Genomic DNA, 26451 nt, shown 5'->3' with positions numbered 1-26451 from the left:
GTCGGGCCGGGTGCGGGCGGTCCCGCACGGTCGGATCCGCACGATCGCGGACCCGGAGCCCGATGATGAAAGGCGCGCAGGCGGCGCCCCGGCAACTCTAGCCCTGGGGTACGACAAGTTACCCTGGGCCGCGCATTCCCGCAGCTCAGGATCGGCGGGCCCGGCCCGCTGACCGGTACCGACGGCTCAGCCCAGCGACGCACCCAGCCGGACCGGGAAGTCCAACCGGCCGGGAGTGTCGATCACCGCTCCCCCACCGGGCACCCGCACCAGCGCCCGGCAGACGCCACCGGGCCGCCGTCCGCCGTCGGCCCGACGGGCCGCCCCGACGCCCAGCACCGCCGCCCCGGCCAGCGCGTCCACCAGCGCCGACTTCCCCGCCCCCGCCGGGCCCAGCAGGGCCAGGGTCCGACCCGGGGGCACCAGCTCGCGTACCGCCGGCAGGCCCCGACCGGTCCGGACGCTGACCGGCAGCACCGGCACCCCGGGTACGGCCCGGTGCACCCGCGCGACGATGGCCGCCGGGTCCGCCGTCAGGTCGGTCTTGGTCAGGACCACCACCGGCTGCACACCGGCCGCCCGGATCGGGTCGACCAGCGCCGCGACCCGGGCACCGGCGGGCGCCGGGTGCACCGGCAGGACGACCGCCGCGACGTCCACGTTCGCCGCCAGCACCCCGGCCGGGCCGCCACGCCCGTCACCCGGATACGGCAGGGCGGTCCGGCGGGGCAGCACCGCCTCGACGGTGACCCGGCCGTCCGGCCAGGTGCCCAGCAGCACCCAGTCCCCGCTACCGGGCAGGGCGGCACGGTCCCGGGCGGCGTCGACGAACAACCCGCCGGAGAGGGTGGCCCGCACCGTACCGGTGACGCAGAACACGGTGCACACCCCGGTGTCGACCCGGGCCACCCGGCCGGGACGCAGGTCACGGCGGCGACCACCCGGCACGGTCGCCGGGTCCCAGCCGAGCGCGGCGAGATCGATGTTCACGTCAACTCCTGTCGTTCCGAAGCTGGTCTCCGGCGCCACCACGACCCACGACCGGCACCCCCACCACCTCCGTCCGTCCCGGCGACGCGTACAGGGCAGACGGTAGGTGGCCGACCCGAACACGGAAAGCTATTTCCCTGGCACCGCCGTCCGGGACGGTTAGGGTCGGACCGTGACGGCTGACCCACTCCTGCTCATCGGCGAGGTGGACAGCGCCACCGACCGCCTGCTGCGTACCGCGGCCACCTTCGACGAGGCCGCGCTGGCCGGGGACTCGCTGCTGCCCGGCTGGACCCGGGGGCACGTCCTGGCGCACCTGGCCCGCAACGCCGACGCCCACGTCAACATGCTCACCTCCGCGCGGACCGGCGAGCACATCCCGGCGTACCCGTCGGTGGCGGCCCGGGAGGCGGACATCGTGGTCGGCGCGGTCCGGCCACCCGCCGCGCACCTGGACGACCTGCGCCGTAGTGCCGACCGGTTCGCCGAGGCGGTGGCCGCCATGCCGGCGCGGGCCTGGGCCGCCACCGTCCAGGCCCGCGGCGAGCCCCGGTTGGCGGCCACCCTGGTCTGGACCCGGCTACGGGAGATCGAGGTGCACTACGTGGATCTCGCCGCCGGTTACCGTCCGGCGGACTGGCCGGAGGTCTTCGCACACCGGTTGCTGCACGAGGTGGTCACCGACCTCGGTGGGCACCAGGCGGCACCGTCGATGGTGCTGCGCTTCGACGGGAGCACGCACGAGCTGGTGGTCGGCGACCGGACGGCCGCACCGACCGTCACCGGCCCGGCCGCCGAGCTGGCCGCCTGGCTGGTCGGCCGTTCGCCCGGCGATATGCTCACCGTCACACCCGACGGGCCCCTGCCCACTCCCCCGTCCTGGAGATAGAGGACCACATGCCCTACAGCGGAGACGTCACTCCCGGTGGTGCGCCCGACGTCCGCGAACTCGACGCGCTGACCATCACCAAGGTCTCCGTCGGCCCGATGGACAACAACGCCTACCTGCTGCGCTGCCGGGCCACCGGTGAGCAGCTTCTCGTCGACGCCGCCAACGAGGCGCCCCGGCTGCTGGAGCTGGCCGGCGAGGCCGGTCTGGCCGCCGTGGTGAGCACCCACCAGCACATGGACCACTGGGTGGCGCTGGAGGAGGTGGTGGCCGCCACCGGGGCCCGCTCCCTGGTACACGTCGCGGACGCCGAGGGGCTGCCCATCCCGTCCGGGACAGTCACCGACGGTGACACCGTGACCGTCGGTGACTGCGCGCTGGAGGTCGTCCACATCGTCGGGCACACCCCGGGGTCGATCGCGCTGCTCTACCGCGACCCGGCCGGCATCCCGCACCTCTGGACCGGTGACTCCCTCTTCCCTGGCGGCCCTGGGAGGACCACAACTCCCGAAGAGTTTTCGCAGGTCATGGCCCATCTGGAGCAGAAGCTGTTCGGCCGGCTGCCCGACGAGACCTGGTTCTACCCGGGACACGGCCGGGACTCCACGATCGGCGCGGAACGGCCGCACCTGGCCGAATGGCGCGCCCGGGGCTGGTAGCCGGGTCCGGCCCCGAGCCGGGCCGGGCGGTCAGCCGGCGGTGGTCACCGCGCGCAGCCGCCGCCGGGTGGTCAGCAGCGCCAGCCCGCCGAGGAGCAGTCCCACGGTCATCGTCCCGATCATGGCGAACGATTCGCCGGGCAGCAGCCCGCCGAGGGCCCGCCCGAGGCTGCCGAGCAGGACGTAGAGCCCGGCCCAGAGCGCCGCGCCGAGGGTCGCGCTGGCCAGGAACCGCCGGTACGACATGCGCAGCCCGCCGGCGGCCAGCGGCAGCAGGGCGTTGAACACCGGCAGGAACGGCGCGACCAGCACCATCCGGCCACCGCCCCGGCGCAGGACGCCCTCGGCGGCGGCCCACCGGGCCTCACCGATCCACGACCCCAGGCGGCTGTGCCGCATCCGGTCGCCGAAGAGCCGGCCGACCAGGAAGGTCACCGACCAGCCGGCGAGACAGCCGGCGACCACCGCCGCGTACGCACCGGCACCGGCAGCGGGACGGCTCACCCCGACCACGGCGAGCACCGCCACGTCACCCGGGACCAGCACCCCGACCAACGGGATGGCGTCGAGCAGCATCACCACCCCGAGCACCGTCATGAGCAGCCCCGGGGGTAGCTCGCCGATCCGAATCAGCTGGTCCTGCATACCCGCACGCTATGCGGCCACGGCCAGTGCCGGCATCGGGCGCGGCACCCCGGTCACCCCTGATCTTGTGTCAGGGGATTTCCCCGGGTAGGGGTGGGCCGCACGCCAGCCGCAGCACCTGGACCCGGGGCACCGGGGTGTCTGCGAACGCCTCGGTGGTCGGTACCCGGTAGCTGGTCACCACCTGCATCCGGTCGATGGGCAGGTGTCCCCGCCCCGGGTCACCGACCAGCACCGTCGCCCCGCTGGCGGCGGTGCGTTCCAGGAACGGCAGGACCCGGGCGGCCATCGGGGCGTCGTAGAAGACGTCCCCGGCCAGGAGCAGGTCCGTCTGGGGTACGGAGTCCAGCAGGTCACCGTCGGTACAGGTGACGTGTACCCCGTTGGCCTGGGCGTTGAGCGCGACGGCCGCGGCGGCGTACGGGTCGATGTCGTTGACGGTGACCGACCCGGCGCCGGCCAGGGCGGCGGCGATACCGGCGAGCCCGGATCCGGTGGCCAGGTCGAGTACCCGCCGTCCGGCGACCACGTCCGGATGGTCGAGTAGGTACCGCGCGAGGGCCTGCCCGCCCGCCCACACCGAGGCCCAGTACGGCGGCGGCAGCGGATGCCCCGCCTCGGCCTCCATCCGCGCCCACCAGACGATGGCGTCCTCGGCGAGGTGCAACCGGACCTCGGGGACGAACGGCGCGTCCACCAGCCGTATCCGGTCGAGTCCGTCGTCTCCGGCGGAGACCTTGCCCCGCAGGTCGGTCAGTGCGGCGTCGGTCAGGGTCTCCATCAGCGCAAGCATGCCGCACAGTTGGGCAATCGGGGCGAGGTTCGCCACGGCGACCCGCCACTTCGGCCCGCACATCCCGCGAAGGGTCGCTACTGTCATGGGCGTACGGGGCGATCACCGGCACGCCGCCGGGGATCTCCCGCCTGGCACAGGGAGAGATGCATGGCAACCGGCACGGTCAAGTGGTTCAACTCTGAAAAGGGCTTCGGCTTCATCGAGCAGGACGGTGGCGGCCCCGACGTCTTCGTCCACTACTCGGCGATCGCCTCCAGCGGCTACCGGGAGCTGAACGAAGGCCAGAAGGTCGAGTTCGACGTGGTGCAGGGGCAGAAGGGCCCGCAGGCGGACAACGTCCGGCCGCTGTAGTGCTTTCCGGCGGGGCGGTTACGGTCACCGCCCCGCCGGGCCTACCCGCCTGACCTGTCGGCTCAGCTGACCAGTCGACGGGCCAGTTCGTCGGCGACCTGCTGGGCCAGGGTCGGCGGGATCGCCGAGGCGATCGCCGTCGGTGTCAGCGTGGCGAGTACGCCGGCCACGATGGCGGGTTCGTCGGTGAAGTCCCGCACCAGTAGCTGCGCGACCTGCTGGGTGAGCAGGTCGATCTTCTGCTCGGCGTTGACCGCGGCGTTGCGTGCCTCGGCGAGCAGTTGTCCGGCGGTCCGGCGGCTGTCGCCGCTGCCGAACTGGGCACCCCAGATCTCGCTCACGGTCGGCATGTCGTCCTCCTTGGGGATCAGACCGATCTCGGTCAGGTAGCGGCGGTACAGCGGTGTCTCGTCCCGACCGGCCTTCGTGGCGTCGCGGAAGTAGCTGAGGTGGGTGTGGGCGAGGTGGCTGCGGTCCCCGGTGGTCCGCCGGGCCAGCCGGTCCCAACGCCTGACCACCGCACCGTCCGGCGAGTAGATGACCTCCCGGATGTCCTGGGTGTCCGCCGTACCGGCCGTGCACTGCTGCACGCACCAGACCGAGAAGGTCCGCAGGTTGTGGGTCCGACCGCCGACGGTCACGGAGAACATGCCGATGTCGATCGCGGAGGCGTTGAGGGTCAGGCCGGCGCTGTCGCGGGGCGACTCGACCACGGAGTAGTCGTTGGCCACGACCCGGTCCGAGCCGCAGTGGTAGCCGCCAACGTGGTGGACGTCGCCGACGATGCCGACGGTCGCCGGTGCGAGGTTGTCGAGGTGGTCCAGGAGCAGGCTGCGGACAGCCAGTAGGTTCGCTGGAGCCTGAGTCATACGGCCCCCTTCACTCTCCTCACCATTACGGTGAGTACTGATTCGGGGCGCACTGAGACCGCCTGCCAGTTAGCGGAAAATGAACCAGAGGCGTCCCGAACATTGGTGCACATCATCGTGCCGATACGGCAACCCTAGCCAGACAAATCAGTAAATGCCCAGTTCAAGGCGGGTTGGTTCAGACTTAAACCCGACTGCTCGATCCGCCCAGGATTGACGCGTGAGCAGACTCTCCGGAGACGGTTCAGGGGGCACGCACGACGCCGAGGTACCCACCGGGCGGTGGCGTCACCGCGTCGGGGCCACCGCTGTCCCCTGCACCGGTTCGACCGGGGTCGTATCCCCGACCGCCCGGTCCCGGGTCGCCCAGGCCACCATGAACACCGCGGTCCAGGCCACCCCGAGCAGCACCGAACCAACCGTCTCGCTGGCCGAGTTCAACCCCAGGTAGAGCCGGGCCCCAGCGACGAGAACCGCGCCCACCGCCGCCCCGGTCCACGCCGCCACCGCCACCGGCCAGCGGGCCCGTCGCGCGAACAGCCAGGCCAACGTGCAGAGGCTGGCGGTGACCACGGTGTTCTGGGTCGGGAAGAGCAACCCACCGGCCGCGTCCTGACCCGGCCGCTCCGACTGGATCAGGTCGGCGACCACCGCCAGCACCACCAGCGGCAGGAACGCCCCGACACTGCCCAACACACTCACCAGATCCACCCGCCACGGCCGGCTACGCCAGGCCAGCAACGCCGCCACCAGCGCCACGACCACGATCAGGAACGATCCGCGCAGCACCGACACCAACGACAGCGCACCATCCACCATCCCCGGGGTACGCCGGGGCGCCAACCAGCCGGCGATCACCCCGTCGACCAGCCCCAGCCCGCTGCGCCGGACCACGAGACCGAGCAGCCACGCCAGGCCCAGCCCCACCCAGAAGATCAGCACCAGCCCGGCGGTCAGGTTGAGCAGCAGCGTCCACCCCGGCCCGATCCGCATCGCCAGCAGGAAGAACAGCACCCCGTACCGGTTGGTGAACCAGCGCAGCGGCGGCAACTGCCCGGCCCGGGCCAGCAACGCCCGCACCGGGTCCGGGTTACGCCCCAGCCAGCGCCCACCCAGCAGGATCGCCGCGACGCAGAGCAGCAGCACCAGCACCGCCCCGGTGGCCCGCCCCAGATAGCCGGAAACCGTCTCGTACGACTCCCCGGCCAGGTAATCGACCAGCACCGAACCGCCCACCCAGCCGGCCACCCCGGTCATGTTCCACGGCGCGAACCGCCGGTACGGCATCCCGGACGCACCCGCCAGCCGGGGCACCAGGGTCCGGGCGAACGCGACGAACCGCGCGGCGAACACCCCCCGCCCGCCGAGCCGGTGCAGCAGGTCATCGGCCTTCTGCCAGCGCGCGGGCCCCACCCGCGCACCCCAGCGGCCGGCCCGCAGCCTCGGCCCGTGGCGCCGCCCGGCGCGGAACGCCACCGCGTCCCCCACCACCGCGGCCGTGATCATCACCACCAGCGCCGGGGCGAGCCGCAGCGTCCCGGCGTACGCCAGGAACCCCACCAGCAACAGAGTCGCCTCGCCCGGCACCAGCAACCCGACGATCACCGCGGTCTCACCGGCCACGATCAACCCGGCCAGCAGGTAGATCAGCGGCGCCGGCAGATCCCCCAGCCACGTCAGCAACTCATGCATCCCGTACCCCGAACACGACGGCCAGCATGCCAGCCACTGTGACCGGCGGGACAGAAGTTTCCGCAGAGATCCGGGGCAGGTCGGGGAGCGACCCCGACTCGGCCCTGATCGGCACCGGGCGGGAGAATGGGTTTCATGCAGCTTCGCACCGACCTACGCAACGTCGCCATCATCGCCCACGTCGACCACGGCAAGACGACCTTGGTCGACGCCATGTTGCGGCAGGCCGGCGCCTACAGCTCCCGTGGTGAACTGACCGACCGGGTGATGGACTCGATGGACCTGGAACGCGAAAAGGGCATCACCATCCTGGCCAAGAACACCGGCGTCCGCTACCTGCCCGCCGACGGCTCCGACCCGGTCACCATCAACATCATCGACACCCCCGGCCACGCCGACTTCGGCGGTGAGGTCGAGCGCGGCCTCACCATGGTCGACGGCGTGATCCTCCTCGTCGACGCCAGCGAGGGCCCGCTGCCGCAGACCCGCTTCGTGCTGCGCAAGGCACTCAAGGCCCGCCTGCCGATCATCCTCGTGATCAACAAGGTGGACCGGCCGGACGCGCGGATCAAGGAGGTCGTCGACGAGGCGTACGAACTCTTCCTCGATCTCGACGCCGACGAGGAGCAGATCGACTTCCCGATCGTCTACGCCTGCGCCCGCGACGGCATCGCCTCCCTCACCCAGCCCGCCGACGGCGCGGTGCCCGACGACAGCAGCTCCCTGGAGCCGCTGTTCCGCACCCTGCTGGACACCATCCCGCCGCCCGCCTACGACGACGCGGCCCCCCTCCAGGCGCACGTCACCAACCTCGACGCCTCGCCCTTCCTGGGCCGGCTCGCGCTGTGCCGGGTCCGGCAGGGCACCATCAGCAAGGGCCAGACCGTGGCCTGGTGCCGCACCGACGGCACCACCCAGCGGGTCCGCATCTCCGAGCTGCTGATGACCGAGGGCCTGGAGCGCAAGCCCGCCGACTCCGCCGGCCCCGGCGACATCATCGCCGTCGCCGGCATCCCGGAGATCATGATCGGTGAGACCCTGGCCGACGCCGAGGACCCGCGCCCGCTGCCGCTGATCACCGTCGACGAGCCGGCCATCTCGATGACCATCGGCACCAACACCTCGCCGCTGGTCGGCCGGGTCAAGGGCGCCAAGGTCACCGCCCGCATGGTCAAGGACCGGCTCGACAAGGAACTCGTCGGCAACGTCTCCCTGCGGGTCCTGCCCACCGAGCGGCCCGACGCCTGGGAGGTGCAGGGCCGTGGTGAGCTGGCCCTGGCCATCCTGGTCGAGCAGATGCGCCGCGAGTCCTACGAGCTGACCGTCGGCAAGCCGCAGGTGGTCACCCGGGAGATCGACGGCAAGACCTGCGAGCCGGTCGAACGGCTCACCATCGACGCCCCCGACGAGTACCTCGGCGCCATCACCCAGCTGCTGGCCACCCGCAAGGGCCGGATGGAACAACTGGTCAACCACGGCACCGGCTGGATCCGGATGGAATGGCTGGTCCCGGCCCGGGGTCTGATCGGCTTCCGCACCGAGTTCCTCACCGACACCCGGGGCACCGGCATCCTGCACCACGTCTTCGAGTCCTACGAGCCCTGGTTCGGCGAGCTGCGTACCCGCAACAACGGCTCCCTGGTCGCCGACCGGGCCGGCGCGGTCACCGCGTTCGCGATGATCAACCTCCAGGAACGCGGCCAGCTCTTCGTCGAGCCGACCACCGAGGTGTACGAAGGCATGATCGTCGGCGAGAACTCCCGCTCCGACGACATGGACGTCAACATCACCAAGGAGAAGAAGCTCACCAACATGCGGGCCTCGACGTCCGACGAGACCGAGAAGCTGATCCCGCCGCGCAAGCTCTCCCTGGAACAGGCCCTGGAGTTCTGCCGCGAGGACGAGTGCGTCGAGGTCACCCCGGCGGCCGTCCGGATCCGCAAGGTGGTGCTCGACCAGACCGCGCGGGCCCGCGCCACCGCCCGCCGCAAGCACGCCAACTGACCGATTCCCGGACCGGCCCACCACCGGCCCGGGTCACCACCCGCACGATCCAGACCGGGCCGGGTGCCGTCCGACGGCACCCGGCCCGGATCGGTTACCGTCTGCGCCATGCTCGCCGACGATCTCGACAACCTGCTGCACGCCGTACCCGGCACGGTCTCGGTCCACGTCGGTCGGCTCGACGGACCACCCACGTACACCCGGCTGCCCGACGCCACCCACTACGCGGCCAGCACCATGAAGGCCGCCGTGCTCGCCGCCCTCCACCGGGCCGCCGACGCCGGCCGGCTCGACCTGGACGACCCGGTCCCGGTACACAACCGGTTCGACTCCGCGCTGACCGGCGCACCCCGGTTCGGCTGCGCCCACGACTACGACAACGACGACGCGGTCTGGGACCGGCTCGGGCACACCGCACCACTGCGCTGGCTCGCCGACCGGATGATCGTCCGCTCCAGCAACCTCGCCACCAACATCGTCCTCGGCCACGTCGGTCTGCCCGCCGTCGCCGAGGTCTGGTCACTGGTCGGCGCCCGGCACAGCGTCACCGGCCGGGGCATCGAGGACTTCGCCGCCCGCGAGGCCGGCATCACCAACCTGGTCACCGCCGCCGACCTGGCCGCGCTGCTGGGGGCGATCGCCCGGGGGGCGGCCACCCCCGGCCCACTCGCTGCGCCGGCCGCCTGCACCACCATGCTCGACGTGCTCTTCGCCCAGGAACACCGGGAGGACCTGGCCGCCGGGCTGCCCGACGGGGCCAAGATCGCACACAAGAACGGCTGGGTCCGGGGCGTCCGGCACGGCGCCGGCGTGGTCTTCCCCGACGACGCTCCCCCGTACACCATCGTGGTCTGCACCACCACCGACCTCGCCGACGGTGGACCCAGCGGCGAGGAGACCGAGGACGACGCCTGCCGGCTGATCGCCCGGATCTCCGCCGCCGTCTGGGCCGCCCGCCACGCCCTCGGCCGGTAGCCGCAGCCGGACCCGGCCGGGCCGCCACTGCCGGGCACCACTGCCGGTCAGGCCAGCAGGTTCTCCCGCAGCGCGGCCCGCACCTCGGCGGTCACCCCCAGACCGTCCCGCAGGTACCTGTCGAACGAGCCGTACACCCGCGCCACCTCGTCGTAGGCGGCGTCCAGGTACTCCGGGCGGACCTGGAGCACCGGCCGCACCACCTCGACGTCCAGCCCCGGATGCCGCCGGCCCATCGCCTCCAACAGCACCTCCTGCAGGCTCGCGGTCCGCTCGTTGGTCAGCAGGTATTCGGCCCGCACCGCCTCGGCGTCCACCCCGAGCACGGTCAGCAGCACCACCGCCAACCAGCCGGTACGGTCCTTGCCCGCGCTGCAGTGGAACAGCAACGGCAGGTTCGGCGACTCCGCCGCCAGGCGCACCGCCCCGGCGAACCCGGCCCGCGCCGACTCCCCGGTGACGAACCACCGGTAGATGGCCGCCATCGCCGCCGGAGTGCCCTCCCGCGCGAGCCCTCCGTACCCGGACAGGTCATGCCCGAGCACCAGCGCCGACACGTAGGTGAAGAGCGGGTGCGTCGGGTCGTACACCGGCAGGTGCACCACGCGGGGATCACCCGGCAGCCGGTCCGCCGGGGCCACCTCGATCTCCGGCCCACCGCGCAGGTCCACCACGCAGGCCACCCCGAGCCGGTCGAACACCGGCAGATCCTCGTCGACCAACCGACCCAACGCCGCACTGCGGATCAGCCGCCCCGCCCGTACCCGCCGACCACCCGCACCCACCAGGCCACCGAGGTCCCGCGCATTCGGCGAACCCAGCAGTTCCCAGTCCTGCCCGACCATTCGGCCTCCCCAGAGCCCCACATCTTGCGTATAGGGTGCCCCACATGACGATCGCCGCGGTACGCACCCACCGGCTTTCCGCCCCCTTACACACCCCCTTCGTCACCGCCCTGCGCCGCACCACCACGGTGGACACCCTGGTCGTGGAGGTAACCGACACCGACGGCTGCTCCGGGTTCGGCGAGGCACCCCAGGTCTGGCAGGTGACCGGCGCGTCGATCGGTGGGGCGCAGGCATGCGTACAGGAGATCCTCGGTCCCCTGGTCGCCGGGCTCGACCCGGACGACCTGGTGGCCCGCTGCGCGGAGGTGCGCCGCGCGGTGGTCGGCAACGAGGCGGCCAAGGCGGCCGTGGACGTCGCCCTGCACGACCTGGCCGCCCGTCGCCTCGGCGTACCACTGGTCCGGCTGCTCGGCGGTACCCGGCTGCGGGTACCCACCGACGTCACCCTCTCCGCCGGGGACGCGGTCGACCTGGCCACCACCGCCAAGCAGCGGTGCGCCGAGGGCTTCACCGTGCTGAAGCTCAAGGTCGGCACCGACCCCTCCGGTGACCTGGCCCGGGTCCGCGCGGTACGCGCCGCCATCGGTTCCGAACCGAGGCTGCGGCTGGACGCCAACCAGGGCTGGACCCCACGGGAGGCGGTCCGGGTGATCCGGGGCATCGAGGACGCCGGCCTCGACGTCGAACTCGTCGAGCAACCGGTCGCCCGCCGCGACATCGAGGGCATGGCCTGGGTGAGCGACCGGGTGGACACCCCGATCCTCGCCGACGAGTCGGTCTTCGACGTGCGGGACCTGGTCGAGGTGATCCGGCACCGGGCCGCCGACCTGGTCAACGTCAAGCTCGCCAAGTGCGGTGGGCTCGCAGTGGCGCGTACCCTGCTCGACCTGGCCAGCGCCCACGGGGTCGGCACGGTCGTCGGATCCATGATGGAGAGCCAGGTCGGGCTCGGCGCGGCGGCCAGCCTCGTCGCCGCGTACGGCACGTCCGCCGTCTCCGATCTCGACGCCGCCTGGTGGCTGGCCTGGTCACCGGTACGCGGTGGCATCCGGTACTCCGGCGCGGAGGTGGTCCTGCCCGACGCACCGGGGCTCGGCATCACCAGCCTTGACTGAAGGAAAACTACACAGCCTTCTTGATACCCGTCGGTAAATTTCATATTGTCGGATGGGGTCGGGAGGAGCAGAGATGGGCTGGCAACCGCAACCTGGCCGGGAGGCCGTCATCCGCGTCGCGGTGGCCACCCTCTGGACCGCCCCGGAGGCCGTCCGCCCCATCGACCGGCCCGCCCTCACCGACCGCACCGACATCGCCGGCTGGATCGCCGCGATGGACGCCGACCAGCAGGTCGGCGACTGCGTACTCAGTCAGCTCCTGCTCGGCGAACGGGTGCTGGTCACCGACGTCCGACCCGACGGCTGGGCACACGTCGTGGCGGTCGAGCAGCCAGCGGCGAAACTGGACCCCCGGGGCTACCCCGGCTGGCTCCCGGTCGACCAGCTCACCGCCCCACCCGAGCCACCCCCGGCCGACCTGCTGATCGTCGACGCCACGGTCACCGGTCTGCACGCCACCCCCGGCGGCCCCGTGACGGTGCCAGGGGTCATCCTCGGCACCCGGCTCGCGCCCGCCGGCCCCGCCCGCGACGACTGGCGACCCGTGCACGCCCCCGGGCATCCCGCACCGCTCTGGCTCCCCGACGCCCACCTCGCGCCCGTCCCGACCGACGCACCGACGCCGGACGGGGTGCTGGCCGTCGCCCACCGGCTACTCGACGTGATCTACCTGTGGGGCGGGGTGTCGGCCTACGGCATCGACTGCTCCGGACTGGTGCATCTGGCCTGGCGACGGTTCGGGGTACGCCTGCCGCGCGACGCCGACGACCAGGCCCGGGCCACCACCCCGGTCCCGCTGGGCACCGAACGTCCCGGGGACCTCTACTTCTTCGCCCGACCCGGCAGACCGATCCACCACATCGGCATCGTCACCGCCACCCCCCGACCCGGGGACGACCGGCGGATGCTGCACGCCTGTTACACGAAACGGCGGGTACTGGAGGAGCAACTGCCGGCGGAACGGACCGCCACGCTGGTCGGTGTGCACCGGGTCTGACCGCAGCTCCGGCCGGCGCATCAGGACGGGCCCCGCCACCGACCACGGCGATCATGGAGTTGTGGTGCCCGGACTGCGCCACTTCGCGGCTTTTGCGGGGCACCACAACTCCATGATCCATGCGGGAGACGGACCCTAGCGGTGCGCCGCCCCGGCCAGTTCGCGGCGCCGGTCGCGAGCCGACTTGACCAGACTGGCCACCGTCGCCACCGCCAGGGTGCCGAGGATGACCACCAGGGAGAGCCAGATCGGGATGTGCGGCGCCCAGCCGACGTGCTCACCGTCGTTGATGAAGAACAGGTTGTTGTCGGCGAGCGCCTCCAGCACCAGCTTGACGCCGATGAAGCCGAGCACCACCGCGAGGCCGATGTTGAGGTAGACCAGCCGGTCGAGCAGGCCACCGAGCAGGAAGTAGAGCTGGCGCAGGCCCATCAGCGCAAAGACGTTCGCGGTGAAGACCAGGTACGGCTCCTGGGTGATACCGAAGATGGCCGGGATGGAGTCCAACGCGAAGATCAGGTCGGTGGTGCCGATGGCGATCATCACGGTGAGCATCGGGGTGAAGAGCCGCCGACCGTACGGCCTGGTGGTCAGCTTCGCCCCGTTGTACTCCTTCGACAGCGGCAGCGCCCGACGGCTCCACCGGATCAGCACGTTCTCCTGGAACTCGTCCTCGTCCGGCTCACCCTGCCGGAAGAAGTTGATCGCCGTGTAGATGAGGAACGCGCCGAAGATGTAGAAGACCCAGGAGAACTGGGAGATCAGCGCGGCGCCCGCCGCGATGAACCCGCCCCGCATGACCAGGGCGAGGACGATACCGATCAGCAGCACCTTCTGCTGGTACTGCCGGGGTACCGCGAACCGGCCCATGATGATGACGAAGACGAAGAGGTTGTCCACAGAGAGGCTGTACTCGGTCAGCCAGCCGGTGTAGAACTCCCCGGCAGTCCCGGCACCCGAGGTCAGCCAGAGCCCGACGCCGAAGAGCAGCGCGAGGCCCACGTAGAAGGCGACCCAGAGACTGGACTCGCGGATGCTCGGCTCGTGCGGCCGGCGGCCGATGATCAACAGGTCGGCCAGCAGGACCGCCGTCAGTACGACGAGGGTCGCGGCCCACACCCATCCGGACACGTTCAACTCATTTCCTCCGGCAGACACGCGGCATCGGGCACACCGTACGCCCCCACGGGGCCCGGTGTGCTGGCGACGCTGACTCTGGTGACTGTCGGAGGTCTCTTCCGCCACCGCCGCAGGACGGTGACCGACGGTGCCGGGTCAGGCCGGCGAACCGGTTGACCGTGCTGACGACACCACCGCGGGGGAATACTCCCCTCCTCGGCCGCCATTGTTCACCATGACCGCCCGGCAGCGCACCTCCAGGAGCGCCTTTTGCCAGGCAGGTCACTACCCGCAGGGGCATCCTAGGAGGCTAGGTGTTGCCCTGGCCGGGCCGGGAGGGACCAGCGCCACCTGCCGAAGATCAGCCCCCGACCAGCGGATCCACCAGCGACCAGCCGGCCGCCAACAGGGCGTCGCAGGCCGCCACCGCACGGGACAGACGCTGCTCGTGCGGACCCGTGAGTTCCACCACGGGTACCCCGCTGTCCGCGAGGACCGCCCGGAACCGCTCGGTCATGCCGGCCCGTAGGTGCGCCCCGTCCCGCAGCCCGTCATCGTCGAACGGCACCCCGTGATGGTCGGTGAGCAGGTAGAGGTCCGGCGTGCGGGCCGCCGCCCGGACCACCGCGGAGGACGAGCCGAGGTAGCGCTGCTCCCAGACCGAGGTCGCCCGGGTGTCGGTGTCGCAGATCAGCAGTGGACCGGACTGCCGGGCCGCCGCGTCCTCGGCCGCCTGCTGTTCCCGTACCACCTCGACGAAGTCCGCCCGGCCCCACACCACGTCGGAGACGGTGGCGTCCGGCCGCTCCGACCGCAGCACGGCCAACTTCCGGGCGGTCAACTCGCGGCCGTACTCGGGTACCCAGCGGGTCCGGTAGTGCGCCGCCAGCGCCGCCGCCATGGTGGTCGTCCCGGGCGACTCCGCGCCGACCACCACCACCCGCCGGACGAACCAGGCCCGCACCGCCGGGTGCAACCACCGCCAGTGCCCGACCGGATCGGCCCGGACCGCCGTACCGGAGACCGGTACCGCGAGCCGGTCCGGGTCGACGCACACCGGTACCGCCCCGAACCGGCGGGCCAGTTCCGCGCCGTACGCCTCGGAGGAGAAGACCGCGTCGAACCGAACCGGGCCGGCGGCGGCCCGGAAGACGGCGCAGTGTGCGTCCCAGACGGCCGGGTCGGCGTAGTCCACCGGGTGGTCGTCGTACACCCCGACGAACCGCACGTGCGGGCTGGCCGCGTGCGCCTCGCGCAGCCAGTCGAGCCGGGCGGCGAGCGGAATCGACTCCCGGGAGGACGGCGCCACCACCACGGTCACCGCGGCACAGCGCGCCGCTGCGGCGTCGATCAGTGCGTGGTGCCCGGCGTGCGGCGGGTAGAACTTCCCCACCACCAGCGCGTGGCGGAACTCGGGCCGCCGGTCGGCGGCCGGTGGGGCCGCAGGTGCGCTGGTCCCGGCAGCAGGACCGGGCCCCGGCCCGGGGCCGGTCACGGCGGGGTCGGTCACGACGGGGTCGGAATCGACGGGGTCGGAATCGACGGGGTCGGGATCGACGGGGTCGGGATCGACGGGGCCGGTCACGACGGGGTCGGGATCGGCGGGGGTCACGGCACCACCGGGGCCGGGCCGGGAGCCAGCGGTTCCGGCTCCGCCCGCCGCCGCAGGTCCGCCGACCAGGCCCGCAGACCGAGCACGCAGAGCCCCAGGAAGATCACATACAGCAGCGCCGTCAGGTGCAGTCCCTTGTAGAGGTAGAGCGGAATGTAGATCAGGTCGGCGACGATCCAGATCCACCAGCTCTCCACCAGCTTGCGGGTCTGGCCGTACGTGGCGAGCAGGGAGAGCGCGGTGGTCAGCGCGTCCGCCAGCGGTACGGTCGAGTCGGTGTACCGGGTGAGCACCAGCCAGAGCCCTCCGGTGAGGGCCACCCCGGCGACCGCCAGGCCGGTCCACTCGCCACGTCCGGTCCGGCTGACCCGCAGCCGGCTGCGCTGCGCCCCGCCGAAGAGCCAGTTCCACCAACCGTAGAGGCCGAGGACGACGTAGACGACCTGGAGGCCGGCGTCGGCGTACAGCCCGGCGGTCCAGAACAGCACCATCAGCAGCAGCACGTTGACGATGCCGACCGGCCAGTTCCACAGCCGCTGGCGGGCCACCAGCCAGACATTGAGCACCCCGGTGGCGAAGCCGAGCAGCTCCGCCCAGGTGGTGGGGGTACCGGCCACGGTCACCGCCGTACCGGTCAGCTAGTCGATCATGCGTCCTCCCTGCGGATCCCGCCGCGCGCCACGATCCGGCCGCTCACCCTAGAGCAGAAAATGGACGGCGGACACCCCGGTCACGGGACGGTCCACGCAGCGTGCGAGGCTGCCGCCATGGTGCTTGAGGTCGCTCTGATCGATGTGGTTCCCGGTCAGGAGGAGCAGTTCGCAGCGGCGTACGCCGAGGGGCACACCGTGCTGGCCGGCACGCCCGGCTGCCGGTCGGTCCGGATGACCCGGGGAATCGAGTCGCCCTCGCGGTTCGTACTGCTCGTCGAGTGGGACTCGGTGGAGGCACACGAGCAGGAGTTCCGGGCCACCGAGCGGTTCACCCGCTGGCGGACCCTGATCGGGCCGTACTTCGCCGGTCCGCCGGTGGTGGAGCACTTCACCGACGTACCGGCCTGATCCGGAGGCTTTCGTCGTACCCTCCGGCTAGGGTCCTCCCGGGCCGGATCCGACGGGCACGGGGCCGTCGGATCCGGCCCGTCGATCCGGGACCGTCGATCCGGGACCGTCGATCCGGGACCGTCGATCCGGGACCGTCGATCCGGACGGATCAACCCGCCACGGCCGGTTCCGGTGGGCACGGCGGAGCCGACCAGAGCGGTTCCGCCGGGATCCGCTCCAGCACCCCACCGGCGAACACGTCGTACAACGGCAGCGTCCGCAGGTGGACGTACCCGATGTGGCAGTCGCAGCTGGTCTGCGGGCAGGGACGGGGTCGCAACGCGGCGCGGTACGACCCGTCGTAGAGATTGCCCAACGGTGCGTCGACGAAGTGGCAGCGGCGTACCTCACCGTCCCCCCGCACCGAGATGACACTCTCCCCCGTCCGGCAGGACCGGCCCGCAGACGGGTGTGGCCGGACGCTGTAACCGAAGAGCGGGTCCAGGGCCGACCAGTCGGCTTCCTCCTGCGGCGGGTACCGGTAGCCCTCGGCGGCGTTGATCCACAGGTAGACCTCCGCCGGCAGCGCGGCACGCAACCACCGTGCCTCGGCGAGGTGCCCGGGTAGGCCCACCATGCCCACCGAGAACCGGATGCCCCGGTCACGCAGGCCGGTGCAGCGGTCGAGGAACGCCGACCGGCTGACCTGCCCAGGGTGGTAGGTCGCCCAGAACGCGATCCGCTGCCGGTCGGCGTCGGCCAGCCAGTCCAGCCGGCAGGCCAGGTTGGTCTGGATGGCCACCCGGTCCACGTGCGCCAACCGGGAGAGCGTCACCAGCGCCCGCTGGTACCAGGAACGGGTCAGCCCCTCGCCCCACGGGGTGAACAGCACCGAGAGCCGGTCGCCGTGCGGGTTGCCGGTCACCCAGTCGACGAACCGCTCCAGGGCCACCCGGTCGGCGCGCAACTGCTCACGGGTGTCCCGCCGCTTGGCGAACGGACAGTACGGGCAGTCGTAGTTGCAGCTGGCCAGCGGGCCCCGGTAGAGGATGCGCAGGTGCATCGGCCCGGCCGGCCCAGCCGGGCCGGGCATCCCGAGGAATGTCCTGGTCACCGCCACGCGTACCCCGCCATGGCGGCCCGGACCGGGCCGGAGACCAGCCACGGCCCGATCGCGTCGGAACGCTCCAGGCCGGCGTCGGTGAGCACCACCCGGTCCGGGCCCAGCTCGACCCAACCCCGCTCCACCAACGTGGTGAGCTGGGAAAAGTCCTCCTCCACCGGGCTGCCGAAGCGGTCATGGTACCCGGCCGGCGCGAAGCCGTCCGCCCGCAGCAGGGACTTGACCAGCCAGCGGCGCCGTTGTTCCACACCGTCGAGGGCGAACCCGACCTCCGCCACGTCGAAGTCGGTGGCCGGGCGGCGCAGGTAGTCCTCGATGATCGCGCGGACCTGCCCGACACCCACCGCGTAGTCGAACGAGTAGTGCAGGTCGGTGGTGTAGGACCGGGCACCGCAGCCGAGGCCGACCATCCCGTCGTCCTGGCAGGAGTAGTCCGGACCGTCCGGGTCGGGCAGGTCCGCCCGGCGGAAGTGGCGCAGGGACAGTTGCCGGTAACCGGCGGCGCGCAGGGTGTCCCGGCCCTGGCGGTAGAGAGCCAGCCGCTGGGCGTCCCACTCCGGGTCGGTGTCGGATCCCCCGGCCGGCGGATCCCGCCGGTCCGCCGGCCGCACGGGCGGCGGGGCCACCCGGCTCTCGGCGTGCGGATCGGGCGGCCGGGCCGCCCCGGCCGTGGGGAGCAGGGGTACCGACCGCCGGCCCAGGCCGGTGAGCGGGCGGACGTAGAGCGGGTAGAGGAACAGCTCCTCGGGTTGCCAGGACAGCGCCGCCGACAGTGACTGCGCCCAGGTCTGTGCCGTCTGGCCGGCGATGCCGTAGATCAGGTCGAGGTTGACCGTGTCGATCCCCGACGACCGGATGGTCGCCAGCGCCCGTTCCACCTCGTCCCGGCGCTGGGGACGGCCTGCGGCCCGCGACTCGGCGTCCAGGAAACTCTGCACCCCCATGCTGATCCGGGTGGTGCCGCGTTCGGCGAGTACCGAGATCCGGTCGGCGGTGGCGGTGGCCGGGGACGTCTCGACCGCGGTGGGTACCGCGCCGGGGCGGGCACCGAACCGGGTGAGCAGGTCGAACAGCGCGGTGAGCTCGGCGGCGGTCAGATAGGTGGGAGTGCCACCACCGATCGCGATCCGGGCGTAGTCGGTGTCACCGAGCGCGTCGGAGACCCGGTCGGCCTGCGTGCCGAGCTGGGCCAGGTAGCGGGCCACCTGCTCGGCGGGCGGGTTGGCCCGGGTGAACAGGTTGCAGAACCCGCAGCGCATCTCGCAGAACGGCAGGTGCAGGTAGAGGAAGAGACCGTCCCGGCGCTCCCCCGCCCAGACGTCCCGCAGCGCCGGGCGGGGCCGCAACGGCCGGTACGCCGTCTTGTGCGGGTACGCGTAGAGGTAGCCCTGATAGGGCGAACCGTCCAGTGTGGTCATGCCGGATTCCCCGTTCGGTTCCACGTCCCCGGTTCGAGGACGAACTGTGCGTACGGCACCGTCCACACCACCTCGTGCCCGAACCGGTGACCGGTGTGGCCGTCCTCGCCGTAGGCGGTGCCGTGGTCGGAGCAGAGCACCACCAGGCAGGGCCGGCCCCGACCGGTCAGCGCGGCGAAGAGCCGGCCGACGTGCCGGTCGACGTACTCCAGGGCGGCGGCGTGGCTGGCCAGGCTGTCGTCCCCGGCGCCGGGCAGGTAGTGCCGGTTGGGCTGGTGCAGCGCGGCCACGTTGACGAAGAGGAAGAGCGGCCGTCCGTCCGGGACCGTGGCGACCACCCGGTCGACCCGGTCGAGTTGCGCCTCGAAGCAGCCCGGTGCGGTGACGCCGAACTCCGGCTCCCAGTGCGTCTCGGCGAAGAGCCCGGGCAGCACCCGGCCGAGCGGCGAGGCCGGGTTGAAGAAGCCCACTCCGCCCACGCAGACGGTGTGGTAGCCCAGACCGGCGAGGGCGGTGACCACGTCCGGCGCGTCGAAGACCCAGGTGTCCTCGGTGGCGCTCACGCTGCCGGGGAACGCTGCCGCGAAGAGCCGGGGGTGCGGGCCGGGGCTGGTCGGGGTGGGCAGGAAGCCGGCGAAGAATGCCTGGTGTGCCGCGTAGGTGAAACTCGCCGGGGTGTGCCGTCGTTCCCACCTGCCGCCCGGCAGGGCCCGGACCAGGTTGGGGGTACGCCCGGCGGCGGCCAGGTCCCGGGCGACGTCGTAGCGCAGCGTGTCCAGGGTGACCAGGAGCAGGTCGTGGCTGCCGAGCAGGGTCTTCACGCCGGCACTGCCGGTCGGGCGGCGGCCGGTGGTGCCGGCGGAGGGCTCAGCGGCGGGACGGTCACCGGCGGGTCGGCCATCGGGGGCACGGCCATCGGGGGCACGGTCACCGGCGGGACGACGAAGCGGCCGGCGGCCAGGGCGTGCAGCTGCGCGTCGTAGCTGTCCCGGCCGGCGTCGTCGTGCAGCCTGGGCAGCAGGTCGCCGAAGGCGTTCACCTCGGCCACCGCATGCCGGCGCCAGTCCGAGCCGATCAGCAGGTCCACCCCGGCGTGCAGGCAGCCGGGGAAGGCGGCGGCGGCCCGGACGCAGGTGGTCAGCGCCCCGGCGTACCCGACCGGACCCAGCGCCTCGCGCACGGCGGCCAGGTCACCGCGTACGTTGCCGAGGTGCAGGTTGGTCAGCGGCCCCCGGCTGGCCCGGACCACCACGTGGGACGGCTCGCCGGCGACGACCAGGACCCGCAGGTCGACCGTCCGCTGGCCGATCCCCGCCTTGGGAAACCAGCGCTCGACGTGCAGGCCGTCCGGCGCAAGCCGGTCCACGATCGCCGCGACCTCGGACTCGGTGCGGTAGTCGCGGACCCGGAGCGAGTTGAACAGCCGCCCGTCGTCGGTCAGCTCCACCGAGGTCGTCGCGCGGATCCGCCCCGGGGCGAGCTGGAGGGCCAGCACCCCGGAGGCCGACGAGGCGTGCGCCGGTTTCACGAACACCCGGGACCACCCGGCGCTCCGCAGCGCCGCCCGCAGCCCGGCCCAGTCCCCGGCAACGGTCGGCAGGGCCGGCGGCACCGATACCCCCAACCGGGTGAGCCGGGCGTGGCAGGCCCGCTTGTCGAACATGACGGCGATGTCCCGTGGATCGTTGAGCAGCGTGGCGCCGGCCCGGGCGGCGGCCTGCGCGAGCCGGTCCAGGGCGGCGCACAGGCCGGCGTACCAGGCCGCCAGCCCGGTGATCTCACCGTGGGCGGCCGGTACGGTGGCGCCGCGCAACAGCCGGTCCACCTCGGGGTCCTCGCCCGGCGAGTCGACCCGGACCAGGCCACCGGTTGGTAGCTCGACGGGCCCGGCGGCGAGCTGCCGCCAGGGCAGCACGGTGACCGGGCGGGCGGCCCGGACGGCAGCGGCCAGGAACAGCGCCACCCGCCGGTTGTCCGGGTTACCCACCACCACCAGCGGTGTCACCGTCATTCCGCGACGGCCACGTACCGGTCGCCGTCGGAGTCGGCCTCCTCCCGGTCGGAGAGGTCGACCTCGACCCCGGACAGCTCCCGGGCCAGCCGCGCGGCGGACTCCTCGCTGACGTAGTGGTGGTGCAGGTCGAGCCGGCGCAGATGGGTGAGGGACTGCCCGGCCAGCAGCGCCGCCGCACCGGCGTCGGAGAGGACCCCGAGGGAAAGGTCGAGGGTGTGCAGTCGGGCCACCACCGGCGCGCCGGCCACCGCGGCGGCGACCTCGTCGGCGATCATGGCGTCCCGCAGGCCGAGGTAGGTGAGGGCGGGCAGCCGGGTACCGGCGAGGATCGGTACGAGGTCATCGACGGTGGCGTCGCCACCGTACTGCGGGTCACCGAGCCACAACTCCAGGTGCTCCAGGGCCGGCAGGTCGCAGTCGGCGACCGCCCGGACCACCCGTGCGGGCAGGCCACCGGCCTCGATGGCCAACTCCCGCAGGGCGGTGTGCCGGACCGGCGAGAGCGTCAGCCCCTCGGTGGCACCCCGGACCCGCAGCACCTCCAGCGCCGGGTACGCGGCCAGCAGCGGCGTGATGTCGTCCTGTCGGATCCAGGAGATCTCGCACTCCTCGAACGTCATCTCGCCGAGGAAGAGCGCCCGCAGCCCGGTCAACCGGGACGCGAGGTCGGCCAGCAGCGTGACCGGCGGGGGCGTGTCGTAGGCCGACCCCCAGGCACCGATCACCAGGGCCTGCACCGAGGCCGGGTCGACGGTCTCGACGAACTGCATGATCTGCGCGGCGAAGTCCTCGGCGGAGGTGTCGTACTCCGGGGCCTCCAGCCGCCACGCGATGCCGGTCTGGTAGGCCGCCAGCGGGTCCGCCGGGTCGAAGGCCACCACCGGTAGGCCGGCAAACTCGGTGACATGCTGGTTGATCGTCATGGCGCTTCTCCCGGGCGCTGGAGGGGTCAGGCGGGCGAACGATAGCAAGGTCGACCGACACCGCCGCCGGGCCGGCGGGACGTCAGGAAACGGGTTCGAAGCGGGCCCGCCGGCCGACGACGGCGAATCCGAGCCGCCGGTAGAGCTGCCCGGCCGGATTGTCCACGTTCACGTCGAGCAGCACCTCGCGCACCGCGTCCGCGCGCATCCGGCGCAGCGCCTCGGTGACCAGGGCCGCCCCGAGCCCGCGACCGCGCTGCTCCGGCCGGACCCCGACCTGCACGATCCAGCCCTGCGCGCAGGTGACGAAGGCGACATCACTACCGGTGTCGTCGGTACCGGTGTCGTCGGTCGCGAGCAGCGACCACCCGGGGCGGAACTCCTCGTCGCCGGCCGTCCAGTCGACCCAGCGTTCGGCGGACCAGCCCGGGAAACCCGGGCGACCGGCGAAGGCCGCGGTGTAGACCGCGAAGAATCGTGGCGCCAGCGCGGTGGACCAGGCGGCGAGCCGGATCCCGGCCGGTACTGCGACGTCAGGCAGCGCGGTACCGGCCAGGTCGAAGCGCATGACGTCCTCGGCGAAGATCCGGTGCAGGCCCCGGCTGGCGAAGAGCGCGGCGGCCCCGTCGGTGAGCGCCTCGGTCTCCACCACGACCCCGTCCCCCACCGTGGGAGCCTCGGCCAGACCCCAGTCCAGCAGCGCCGACCCGATCCCGCGCCCCCGGCGGGCCGGGTCGACCAGCCCCAGGTACACCGCCTGACGCCGCCCGGCGGTGGCGTGCTGCCGGAGAGCGGCGGCACCCACCAGCCGGCCCGCCCGGTCGACGGCGCACCGGGCCACCCCGTCCGCTGCGGCGAACCGCCGGCCGAGGAAGGACTCGGACGCGATCAGGGGCAACCCGCCGTCCACCGCGAGGCAACGCGCGGCGAGTGCGGCGACGTCGGGCAGGTCGGCGGCGGTGAGCGGACGCCAGGTCAGGTCGGTGTGCACGGGCGCACGGTAGACCAGTCACCGGGGACGGACATCCGAATATTCGTTCGCCCGGACGGACCGCGACGGACTTGAATGCGATCATGACGGAACGGATCGCGTTGGTCACCGGAGTCAGCCGGCGGGTCGGGATCGGCGCGGCGGTGGCCCGCCGGTTCGCTGCCGCCGGCTACCGCCTCCACCTCACCGGACTACCCGCCTTCGACGAGGCCCAGCCGTACGGCGGTGATCCCGAGGGGGTACCGGCGCTCCTCACCGAACTGGCCGGGCGGGCCACCTACCAGGCGGTCGACCTGCTCGATCCGGCCGCGCCGGGTGAGCTGGTCGCCGAGACGGTACGCCGGCACGGCCGGATCGACGTGGTCGTGGCGGTACACGCGTACTGCACCGACACGCCGCTGGGCAGCCTCGACCCGGCTGAGATCGACCGGCACCTGATCGTGAACGTACGGGCCAGCATGCTGCTGGCCGAGGCGTTCGTCGCGGCCTTCACCTCCCAGCGGCCGACCGGGTCCGGTGGCCCCGCTCGCGCGGACGGGCGGCTGGTCCTCTTCTCCACCGGGCAACGGCTCGGCCCGATGCCGAACGCCCTGGCCTACGCGGTCAGCAAGGCCGCGGTGGAGAACCTGACCGTCCAGCTCGCACTCCTCCTGATGCCGCAGGGCATCACCGTGAACTGCGTGCACCCCGGCCCGACCGACACCGGGTACGCCCCACCGGAGGCGTACGCGGCGGTCGCCCGGCGCTTCCCCGGCGGCCGCTGGGGTACCCCGGACGACGCCGCTCGGCTGGTGGAGTGGCTCTGCTCGCCGGACGGTGGCTGGATCACCGGGCAGGTGATCGACTCCGAGGGCGGCTTCAACCGGTACGGCTGACCACCGGTCCGACCGCCGCCGGTGCCCCGCCACCCCCGTTACCGGGCAGGGTTGGCGCCGGTGCGCCGACGACGACCTCGGTCACTTCACCCCGGTGGCGTCCATCCCGCGCAGTTCCTTCTTCAGCTCCACCACCTCGTCCCGGATCCGGGCGGCCAACTCGAACTGCAACTCCCGGGCGGCGGCCAGCATCTGGTCGTTGAGCTCCTGGATGAGCTGGGCCAGGTCGGCGCGGGCCATCCCCGCCCGGGAGGTGGTCGCGGTGGCCCGGCCCCGGCTGCGGGTCTCGGCCACCGGGGCCTTGCCCCGGGAGAGCTGCCGGGCCGCACCGCCGATGGACGAGGTGTCCTCCGCCTCCCGGTAGATGTCGTCCAGGATGTCGTGGATCTTCTTCCGCAGCGGCTCCGGGGTGATCCCGTGCGCCTCGTTGTGCGCGACCTGCTTGGCCCGACGCCGGTTGGTCTCGTCGATCGCGCCCGCCATCGACGGGGTGATCTTGTCGGCGTACATGTGCACCTGGCCGGAGACGTTCCGGGCGGCCCGACCGATGGTCTGGATCAGCGACCGGCCGCTACGCAGGAAGCCCTCCTTGTCGGCGTCGAGGATGGCGACCAGCGACACCTCGGGCAGGTCGAGCCCCTCCCGCAGCAGGTTGATGCCGACCAGCACGTCGTAGTCGCCCTTGCGCAGCTCCCGCAGCAGCTCGACCCGGCGTAGCGTGTCGACCTCGGAGTGCAGGTAGCGCACCCGGATGCCGTGCTCCAGCAGGTAGTCGGACAGGTCCTCGGCCATCTTCTTGGTCAGCGTGGTGACCAGTACCCGCTCGTCCCGCTCGGTCCGTAGCTTGATCTCGTGCATGAGGTCGTCGATCTGCCCCTTGGTGGGCTTGACGACGACCTCGGGGTCGATCAGACCGGTCGGACGGATCACCTGCTCGACGAACTCCCCCTGCGCCTGCTCCAACTCCCATGGCCCGGGGGTGGCGGAGAGGAAGACCATCTGCCCGACCCGTTCCAGGAACTCGTCGAACCGCAGCGGCCGGTTGTCCGCCGCGCTGGGCAGCCGGAACCCGTGGTCGATCAGCATCCGCTTGCGTGACGCGTCGCCCTCGAACATGCCGCCGATCTGCGGGATGGTGACGTGCGACTCGTCGATGACGGTGAGGAAGTCGTCGGGGAAGTAGTCGAGCAGGCAGTGTGGCGGGCTGCCCGGCAACCGGCCGTCGATGTGCATGGAGTAGTTCTCGATGCCGGAGCAGAAGCCGACCTGGCGCATCATCTCGATGTCGTACGTCGTGCGCATCCGCAGCCGCTGCGCCTCCAGCAGCTTGCCCTGCCGCTCCAACTCGGCCAGCCGCTCGGCCAGCTCGACCTCGATGTCGCGGATCGCCCGCTCCATCCGCTCCGGGCCGGCGGCGTAGTGGGTGGCCGGGAAGATCAGCAGGTGGTCCACCTCGCGCACCACGTCCCCGGTGAGCGGGTGCAGGTAGTAGAGCTTCTCCACCTCGTCGCCGAAGAGTTCGATGCGCAGGGCCAGTTCCTCGTACGCCGGGATGATCTCCAGCGTGTCGCCCCGGACCCGGAACGTGCCCCGGTTGAAGGCCATGTCGTTGCGGGTGTACTGGATGTCGACCAGCCGCCGCAGCAACTGGTCGCGGTCCACCTCCTGGCCGACCCGGATCCGGACCGCCCGGTCGAGGTATTCCTCCGGCGTGCCGAGGCCGTAGATCGCGGAGACCGTGGCCACCACGATCACGTCCCGGCGGGTGAGCAGCGACATGGTCGCCGAGTGTCGCAGCCGCTCGACCTCCTCGTTGATCGAGGAGTCCTTCTCGATGTAGGTGTCGGTCTGCGGGATGTACGCCTCGGGCTGGTAGTAGTCGTAGTAGGAGACGAAGTACTCCACCGCGTTGTGCGGCAGCAGCTCACCGAACTCCTTGGCCAACTGCGCGCAGAGCGTCTTGTTGGGGGCCAGCACCAGGGTCGGCCGTTGCAGTCGCTCGACCAGCCAGGCGGTGGTCGCGCTCTTGCCCGTACCGGTCGCGCCGAGCAGCACCGAGTGCCGGTCGCCCCGCCGCACCCGCCGCTCAAGGTCATCAATGGCTGCCGGCTGGTCCCCGGCCGGGGAGAACTCGCTGACGACCTGGAACCGGCCGTCCAGCCGTGGAATGTCGAGCGCCATGACAACAACGGTACGCCGACGGTGTGACAGCCAGCGGAGACCACCCTGAGTGCACGATCGGCTTCGATATTCGCATTGTGTGGCCCTGCTCAGCGGGTTACCGTTTCCGGGTAGGCCGCCCGCGGCGGCCGACCGGGCCGGCAGCCCCGCCCTCACCTGGCAGGCCGCCCCCGGCGTGACGGTTGCAGCCCCGGCTCCGCCGGCGTGCGCGCTGTCGCGGTCGCGCCTGACGCGCTGACCGGCCGCCGCGGGCGCCCCTAGACACCAGCAGGCGCCCACCGGACGACTGCGGAACCGGGCGGACCGAGCGGCCCCACACCAT

General features: G+C 72.3%; 25 protein-coding genes. 9 read left to right on the top strand and 16 right to left on the bottom strand.

The features are described 5' to 3' along the window. Positions 1-186: 186 nt before the first annotated feature. Entirely contained in the window at positions 187-990 is an 804-nt protein-coding gene (rsgA, locus tag V6U90_RS09105; protein ID WP_334433272.1) for a GTPase RsgA, read from the bottom strand. 172 nt (positions 991-1162) lie between these two features. Here rsgA and V6U90_RS09100 point away from each other — a divergent pair, with 172 nt between their 5' ends. Together V6U90_RS09100 and V6U90_RS09095 are read left to right on the top strand one after the other, a co-directional pair. After that, entirely contained in the window at positions 1163-1879 is a 717-nt protein-coding gene (locus V6U90_RS09100) for a maleylpyruvate isomerase family mycothiol-dependent enzyme (protein ID WP_334433270.1), read from the top strand. Positions 1880-1887: 8 nt separating this feature from the next. Continuing rightward, positions 1888-2538: an MBL fold metallo-hydrolase gene (locus V6U90_RS09095; protein ID WP_334433268.1), complete on the top strand. Its 651-nt coding sequence runs from the start codon at positions 1888-1890 to the stop codon at positions 2536-2538. A gap of 30 nt (positions 2539-2568) precedes the next feature. On the opposite strand, the gene V6U90_RS09090 is transcribed toward V6U90_RS09095, so the two are convergent. Both V6U90_RS09090 and V6U90_RS09085 read right to left on the bottom strand, forming a co-directional pair. Beyond that, positions 2569-3183, bottom strand: coding sequence for a DedA family protein (locus V6U90_RS09090; RefSeq protein WP_334433266.1), 615 nt, complete (start codon positions 3181-3183; stop codon positions 2569-2571). Between the two features lie 70 nt (positions 3184-3253). Beyond that, positions 3254-3976 (bottom strand): class I SAM-dependent methyltransferase, encoded by a 723-nt coding sequence (locus V6U90_RS09085; protein WP_334433503.1) that lies wholly within the window; start codon positions 3974-3976, stop codon positions 3254-3256. Positions 3977-4126: 150 nt separating this feature from the next. Between V6U90_RS09085 and V6U90_RS09080 the strand changes: the two genes are divergently transcribed. Further along, positions 4127-4330, top strand: coding sequence for a cold-shock protein (locus tag V6U90_RS09080; RefSeq protein ID WP_334433263.1), 204 nt, complete (start codon positions 4127-4129; stop codon positions 4328-4330). A 62-nt stretch (positions 4331-4392) separates the two neighbouring features. Here V6U90_RS09080 and V6U90_RS09075 read toward each other — a convergent pair whose 3' ends face one another. Continuing rightward, on the bottom strand, positions 4393-5199 hold the full coding sequence (locus V6U90_RS09075) for a hypothetical protein (protein ID WP_334433260.1): 807 nt from the start codon (positions 5197-5199) through the stop codon (positions 4393-4395). Positions 5200-5487: 288 nt separating this feature from the next. Next, complete coding sequence (locus V6U90_RS09070) at positions 5488-6891, bottom strand: VTT domain-containing protein (RefSeq protein WP_334433257.1); 1404 nt, start codon at positions 6889-6891, stop codon at positions 5488-5490. A gap of 135 nt (positions 6892-7026) precedes the next feature. Between V6U90_RS09070 and typA the strand changes: the two genes are divergently transcribed. Next, positions 7027-8895 (top strand): translational GTPase TypA, encoded by a 1869-nt coding sequence (gene typA, locus V6U90_RS09065; RefSeq protein ID WP_334433254.1) that lies wholly within the window; start codon positions 7027-7029, stop codon positions 8893-8895. A gap of 108 nt (positions 8896-9003) precedes the next feature. Further along, a complete protein-coding gene (locus tag V6U90_RS09060; protein WP_334433251.1) occupies positions 9004-9870 on the top strand; it encodes a serine hydrolase in 867 nt (288 codons plus the stop codon). Between the two features lie 47 nt (positions 9871-9917). Here the strand turns inward: V6U90_RS09060 and V6U90_RS09055 are convergent, their stop codons facing one another. Then, positions 9918-10715, bottom strand: coding sequence for a tyrosine-protein phosphatase (locus tag V6U90_RS09055; protein WP_334433249.1), 798 nt, complete (start codon positions 10713-10715; stop codon positions 9918-9920). Positions 10716-10759: 44 nt separating this feature from the next. Here V6U90_RS09055 and V6U90_RS09050 point away from each other — a divergent pair, with 44 nt between their 5' ends. Both V6U90_RS09050 and V6U90_RS09045 read left to right on the top strand, forming a co-directional pair. After that, positions 10760-11833 (top strand): mandelate racemase/muconate lactonizing enzyme family protein, encoded by a 1074-nt coding sequence (locus V6U90_RS09050; RefSeq protein ID WP_334433247.1) that lies wholly within the window; start codon positions 10760-10762, stop codon positions 11831-11833. Positions 11834-11906: 73 nt separating this feature from the next. Continuing rightward, a complete protein-coding gene (locus tag V6U90_RS09045; protein ID WP_334433245.1) occupies positions 11907-12830 on the top strand; it encodes a C40 family peptidase in 924 nt (307 codons plus the stop codon). 135 nt (positions 12831-12965) lie between these two features. On the opposite strand, the gene V6U90_RS09040 is transcribed toward V6U90_RS09045, so the two are convergent. From V6U90_RS09040 to pnuC, 3 genes are all read right to left on the bottom strand, one after another. Further along, a complete protein-coding gene (locus V6U90_RS09040) occupies positions 12966-13967 on the bottom strand; it encodes a TerC family protein (protein ID WP_334433243.1) in 1002 nt (333 codons plus the stop codon). 343 nt (positions 13968-14310) lie between these two features. Next, positions 14311-15459, bottom strand: coding sequence for an AAA family ATPase (locus V6U90_RS09035; RefSeq protein WP_334433241.1), 1149 nt, complete (start codon positions 15457-15459; stop codon positions 14311-14313). 98 nt (positions 15460-15557) lie between these two features. Continuing rightward, positions 15558-16178, bottom strand: coding sequence for a nicotinamide riboside transporter PnuC (gene pnuC / locus V6U90_RS09030; protein ID WP_334433239.1), 621 nt, complete (start codon positions 16176-16178; stop codon positions 15558-15560). A gap of 150 nt (positions 16179-16328) precedes the next feature. On the opposite strand from pnuC, the gene V6U90_RS09025 reads away from it, so the two are divergent. Further along, positions 16329-16622, top strand: coding sequence for an antibiotic biosynthesis monooxygenase family protein (locus V6U90_RS09025; protein ID WP_334433237.1), 294 nt, complete (start codon positions 16329-16331; stop codon positions 16620-16622). Positions 16623-16773: 151 nt separating this feature from the next. Here V6U90_RS09025 and V6U90_RS09020 read toward each other — a convergent pair whose 3' ends face one another. From V6U90_RS09020 to V6U90_RS08995, 6 genes are all read right to left on the bottom strand, one after another. Then, entirely contained in the window at positions 16774-17718 is a 945-nt protein-coding gene (locus V6U90_RS09020; protein WP_334433235.1) for an STM4011 family radical SAM protein, read from the bottom strand. Further along, entirely contained in the window at positions 17715-19145 is a 1431-nt protein-coding gene (locus V6U90_RS09015) for an STM4012 family radical SAM protein (RefSeq protein ID WP_334433233.1), read from the bottom strand. The genes V6U90_RS09020 and V6U90_RS09015 overlap by 4 nt, the downstream gene beginning before the upstream one ends. Continuing rightward, positions 19142-19966 (bottom strand): STM4013/SEN3800 family hydrolase, encoded by an 825-nt coding sequence (locus tag V6U90_RS09010; protein ID WP_334433231.1) that lies wholly within the window; start codon positions 19964-19966, stop codon positions 19142-19144. Before V6U90_RS09010 ends, V6U90_RS09015 begins: the two co-directional genes overlap by 4 nt. Next, a complete protein-coding gene (locus tag V6U90_RS09005) occupies positions 19963-21156 on the bottom strand; it encodes an STM4014 family protein (RefSeq protein WP_334433229.1) in 1194 nt (397 codons plus the stop codon). The genes V6U90_RS09010 and V6U90_RS09005 overlap by 4 nt, the downstream gene beginning before the upstream one ends. After that, positions 21153-22082 carry an STM4015 family protein gene (locus V6U90_RS09000; protein WP_334433226.1) on the bottom strand — a complete coding sequence of 310 codons (930 nt, stop codon included), beginning with the start codon at positions 22080-22082 and terminating at the stop codon, positions 21153-21155. The genes V6U90_RS09005 and V6U90_RS09000 overlap by 4 nt, the downstream gene beginning before the upstream one ends. 82 nt (positions 22083-22164) lie before the next feature. After that, positions 22165-23073 (bottom strand): GNAT family N-acetyltransferase, encoded by a 909-nt coding sequence (locus V6U90_RS08995; protein ID WP_334433224.1) that lies wholly within the window; start codon positions 23071-23073, stop codon positions 22165-22167. 83 nt (positions 23074-23156) lie between these two features. Between V6U90_RS08995 and V6U90_RS08990 the strand changes: the two genes are divergently transcribed. After that, entirely contained in the window at positions 23157-23948 is a 792-nt protein-coding gene (locus V6U90_RS08990; RefSeq protein ID WP_334433222.1) for an SDR family oxidoreductase, read from the top strand. 81 nt (positions 23949-24029) lie between these two features. On the opposite strand, the gene uvrB is transcribed toward V6U90_RS08990, so the two are convergent. Next, complete coding sequence (uvrB, locus tag V6U90_RS08985) at positions 24030-26129, bottom strand: excinuclease ABC subunit UvrB (RefSeq protein WP_334433220.1); 2100 nt, start codon at positions 26127-26129, stop codon at positions 24030-24032. Positions 26130-26451: the final 322 nt, after the last annotated feature.

It is taken from the genome of Micromonospora sp. CPCC 206060 (assembly GCF_036906895.1).
In the GTDB taxonomy this organism is placed as follows: Bacteria; Actinomycetota; Actinomycetes; order Mycobacteriales; family Micromonosporaceae; genus Micromonospora.
Note: the sequence above shows the minus strand (reverse complement) of the source record. Positions and strands in the feature narration are given on the sequence as shown.

Coding starts and splice junctions, on each gene's coding strand:
- V6U90_RS09095 (WP_334433268.1), top strand. CDS start 1,888: ATGCCCTACAGCGGAGACGTCACTCCCGGTGGTGCGCCCGACGTCCGC.
- V6U90_RS09090 (WP_334433266.1), bottom strand. CDS start 3,183: ATGCAGGACCAGCTGATTCGGATCGGCGAGCTACCCCCGGGGCTGCTC.
- V6U90_RS09085 (WP_334433503.1), bottom strand. CDS start 3,976: ATGCTTGCGCTGATGGAGACCCTGACCGACGCCGCACTGACCGACCTG.
- V6U90_RS09080 (WP_334433263.1), top strand. CDS start 4,127: ATGGCAACCGGCACGGTCAAGTGGTTCAACTCTGAAAAGGGCTTCGGC.
- V6U90_RS09075 (WP_334433260.1), bottom strand. CDS start 5,199: ATGACTCAGGCTCCAGCGAACCTACTGGCTGTCCGCAGCCTGCTCCTG.
- V6U90_RS09070 (WP_334433257.1), bottom strand. CDS start 6,891: ATGCATGAGTTGCTGACGTGGCTGGGGGATCTGCCGGCGCCGCTGATC.
- typA (WP_334433254.1), top strand. CDS start 7,027: ATGCAGCTTCGCACCGACCTACGCAACGTCGCCATCATCGCCCACGTC.
- V6U90_RS09060 (WP_334433251.1), top strand. CDS start 9,004: ATGCTCGCCGACGATCTCGACAACCTGCTGCACGCCGTACCCGGCACG.
- V6U90_RS09055 (WP_334433249.1), bottom strand. CDS start 10,715: ATGGTCGGGCAGGACTGGGAACTGCTGGGTTCGCCGAATGCGCGGGAC.
- V6U90_RS09050 (WP_334433247.1), top strand. CDS start 10,760: ATGACGATCGCCGCGGTACGCACCCACCGGCTTTCCGCCCCCTTACAC.
- V6U90_RS09045 (WP_334433245.1), top strand. CDS start 11,907: ATGGGCTGGCAACCGCAACCTGGCCGGGAGGCCGTCATCCGCGTCGCG.
- V6U90_RS09025 (WP_334433237.1), top strand. CDS start 16,329: ATGGTGCTTGAGGTCGCTCTGATCGATGTGGTTCCCGGTCAGGAGGAG.
- V6U90_RS09015 (WP_334433233.1), bottom strand. CDS start 19,145: ATGACCACACTGGACGGTTCGCCCTATCAGGGCTACCTCTACGCGTAC.
- V6U90_RS09005 (WP_334433229.1), bottom strand. CDS start 21,156: ATGACGGTGACACCGCTGGTGGTGGTGGGTAACCCGGACAACCGGCGG.
- V6U90_RS09000 (WP_334433226.1), bottom strand. CDS start 22,082: ATGACGATCAACCAGCATGTCACCGAGTTTGCCGGCCTACCGGTGGTG.
- V6U90_RS08990 (WP_334433222.1), top strand. CDS start 23,157: ATGACGGAACGGATCGCGTTGGTCACCGGAGTCAGCCGGCGGGTCGGG.
- uvrB (WP_334433220.1), bottom strand. CDS start 26,129: ATGGCGCTCGACATTCCACGGCTGGACGGCCGGTTCCAGGTCGTCAGC.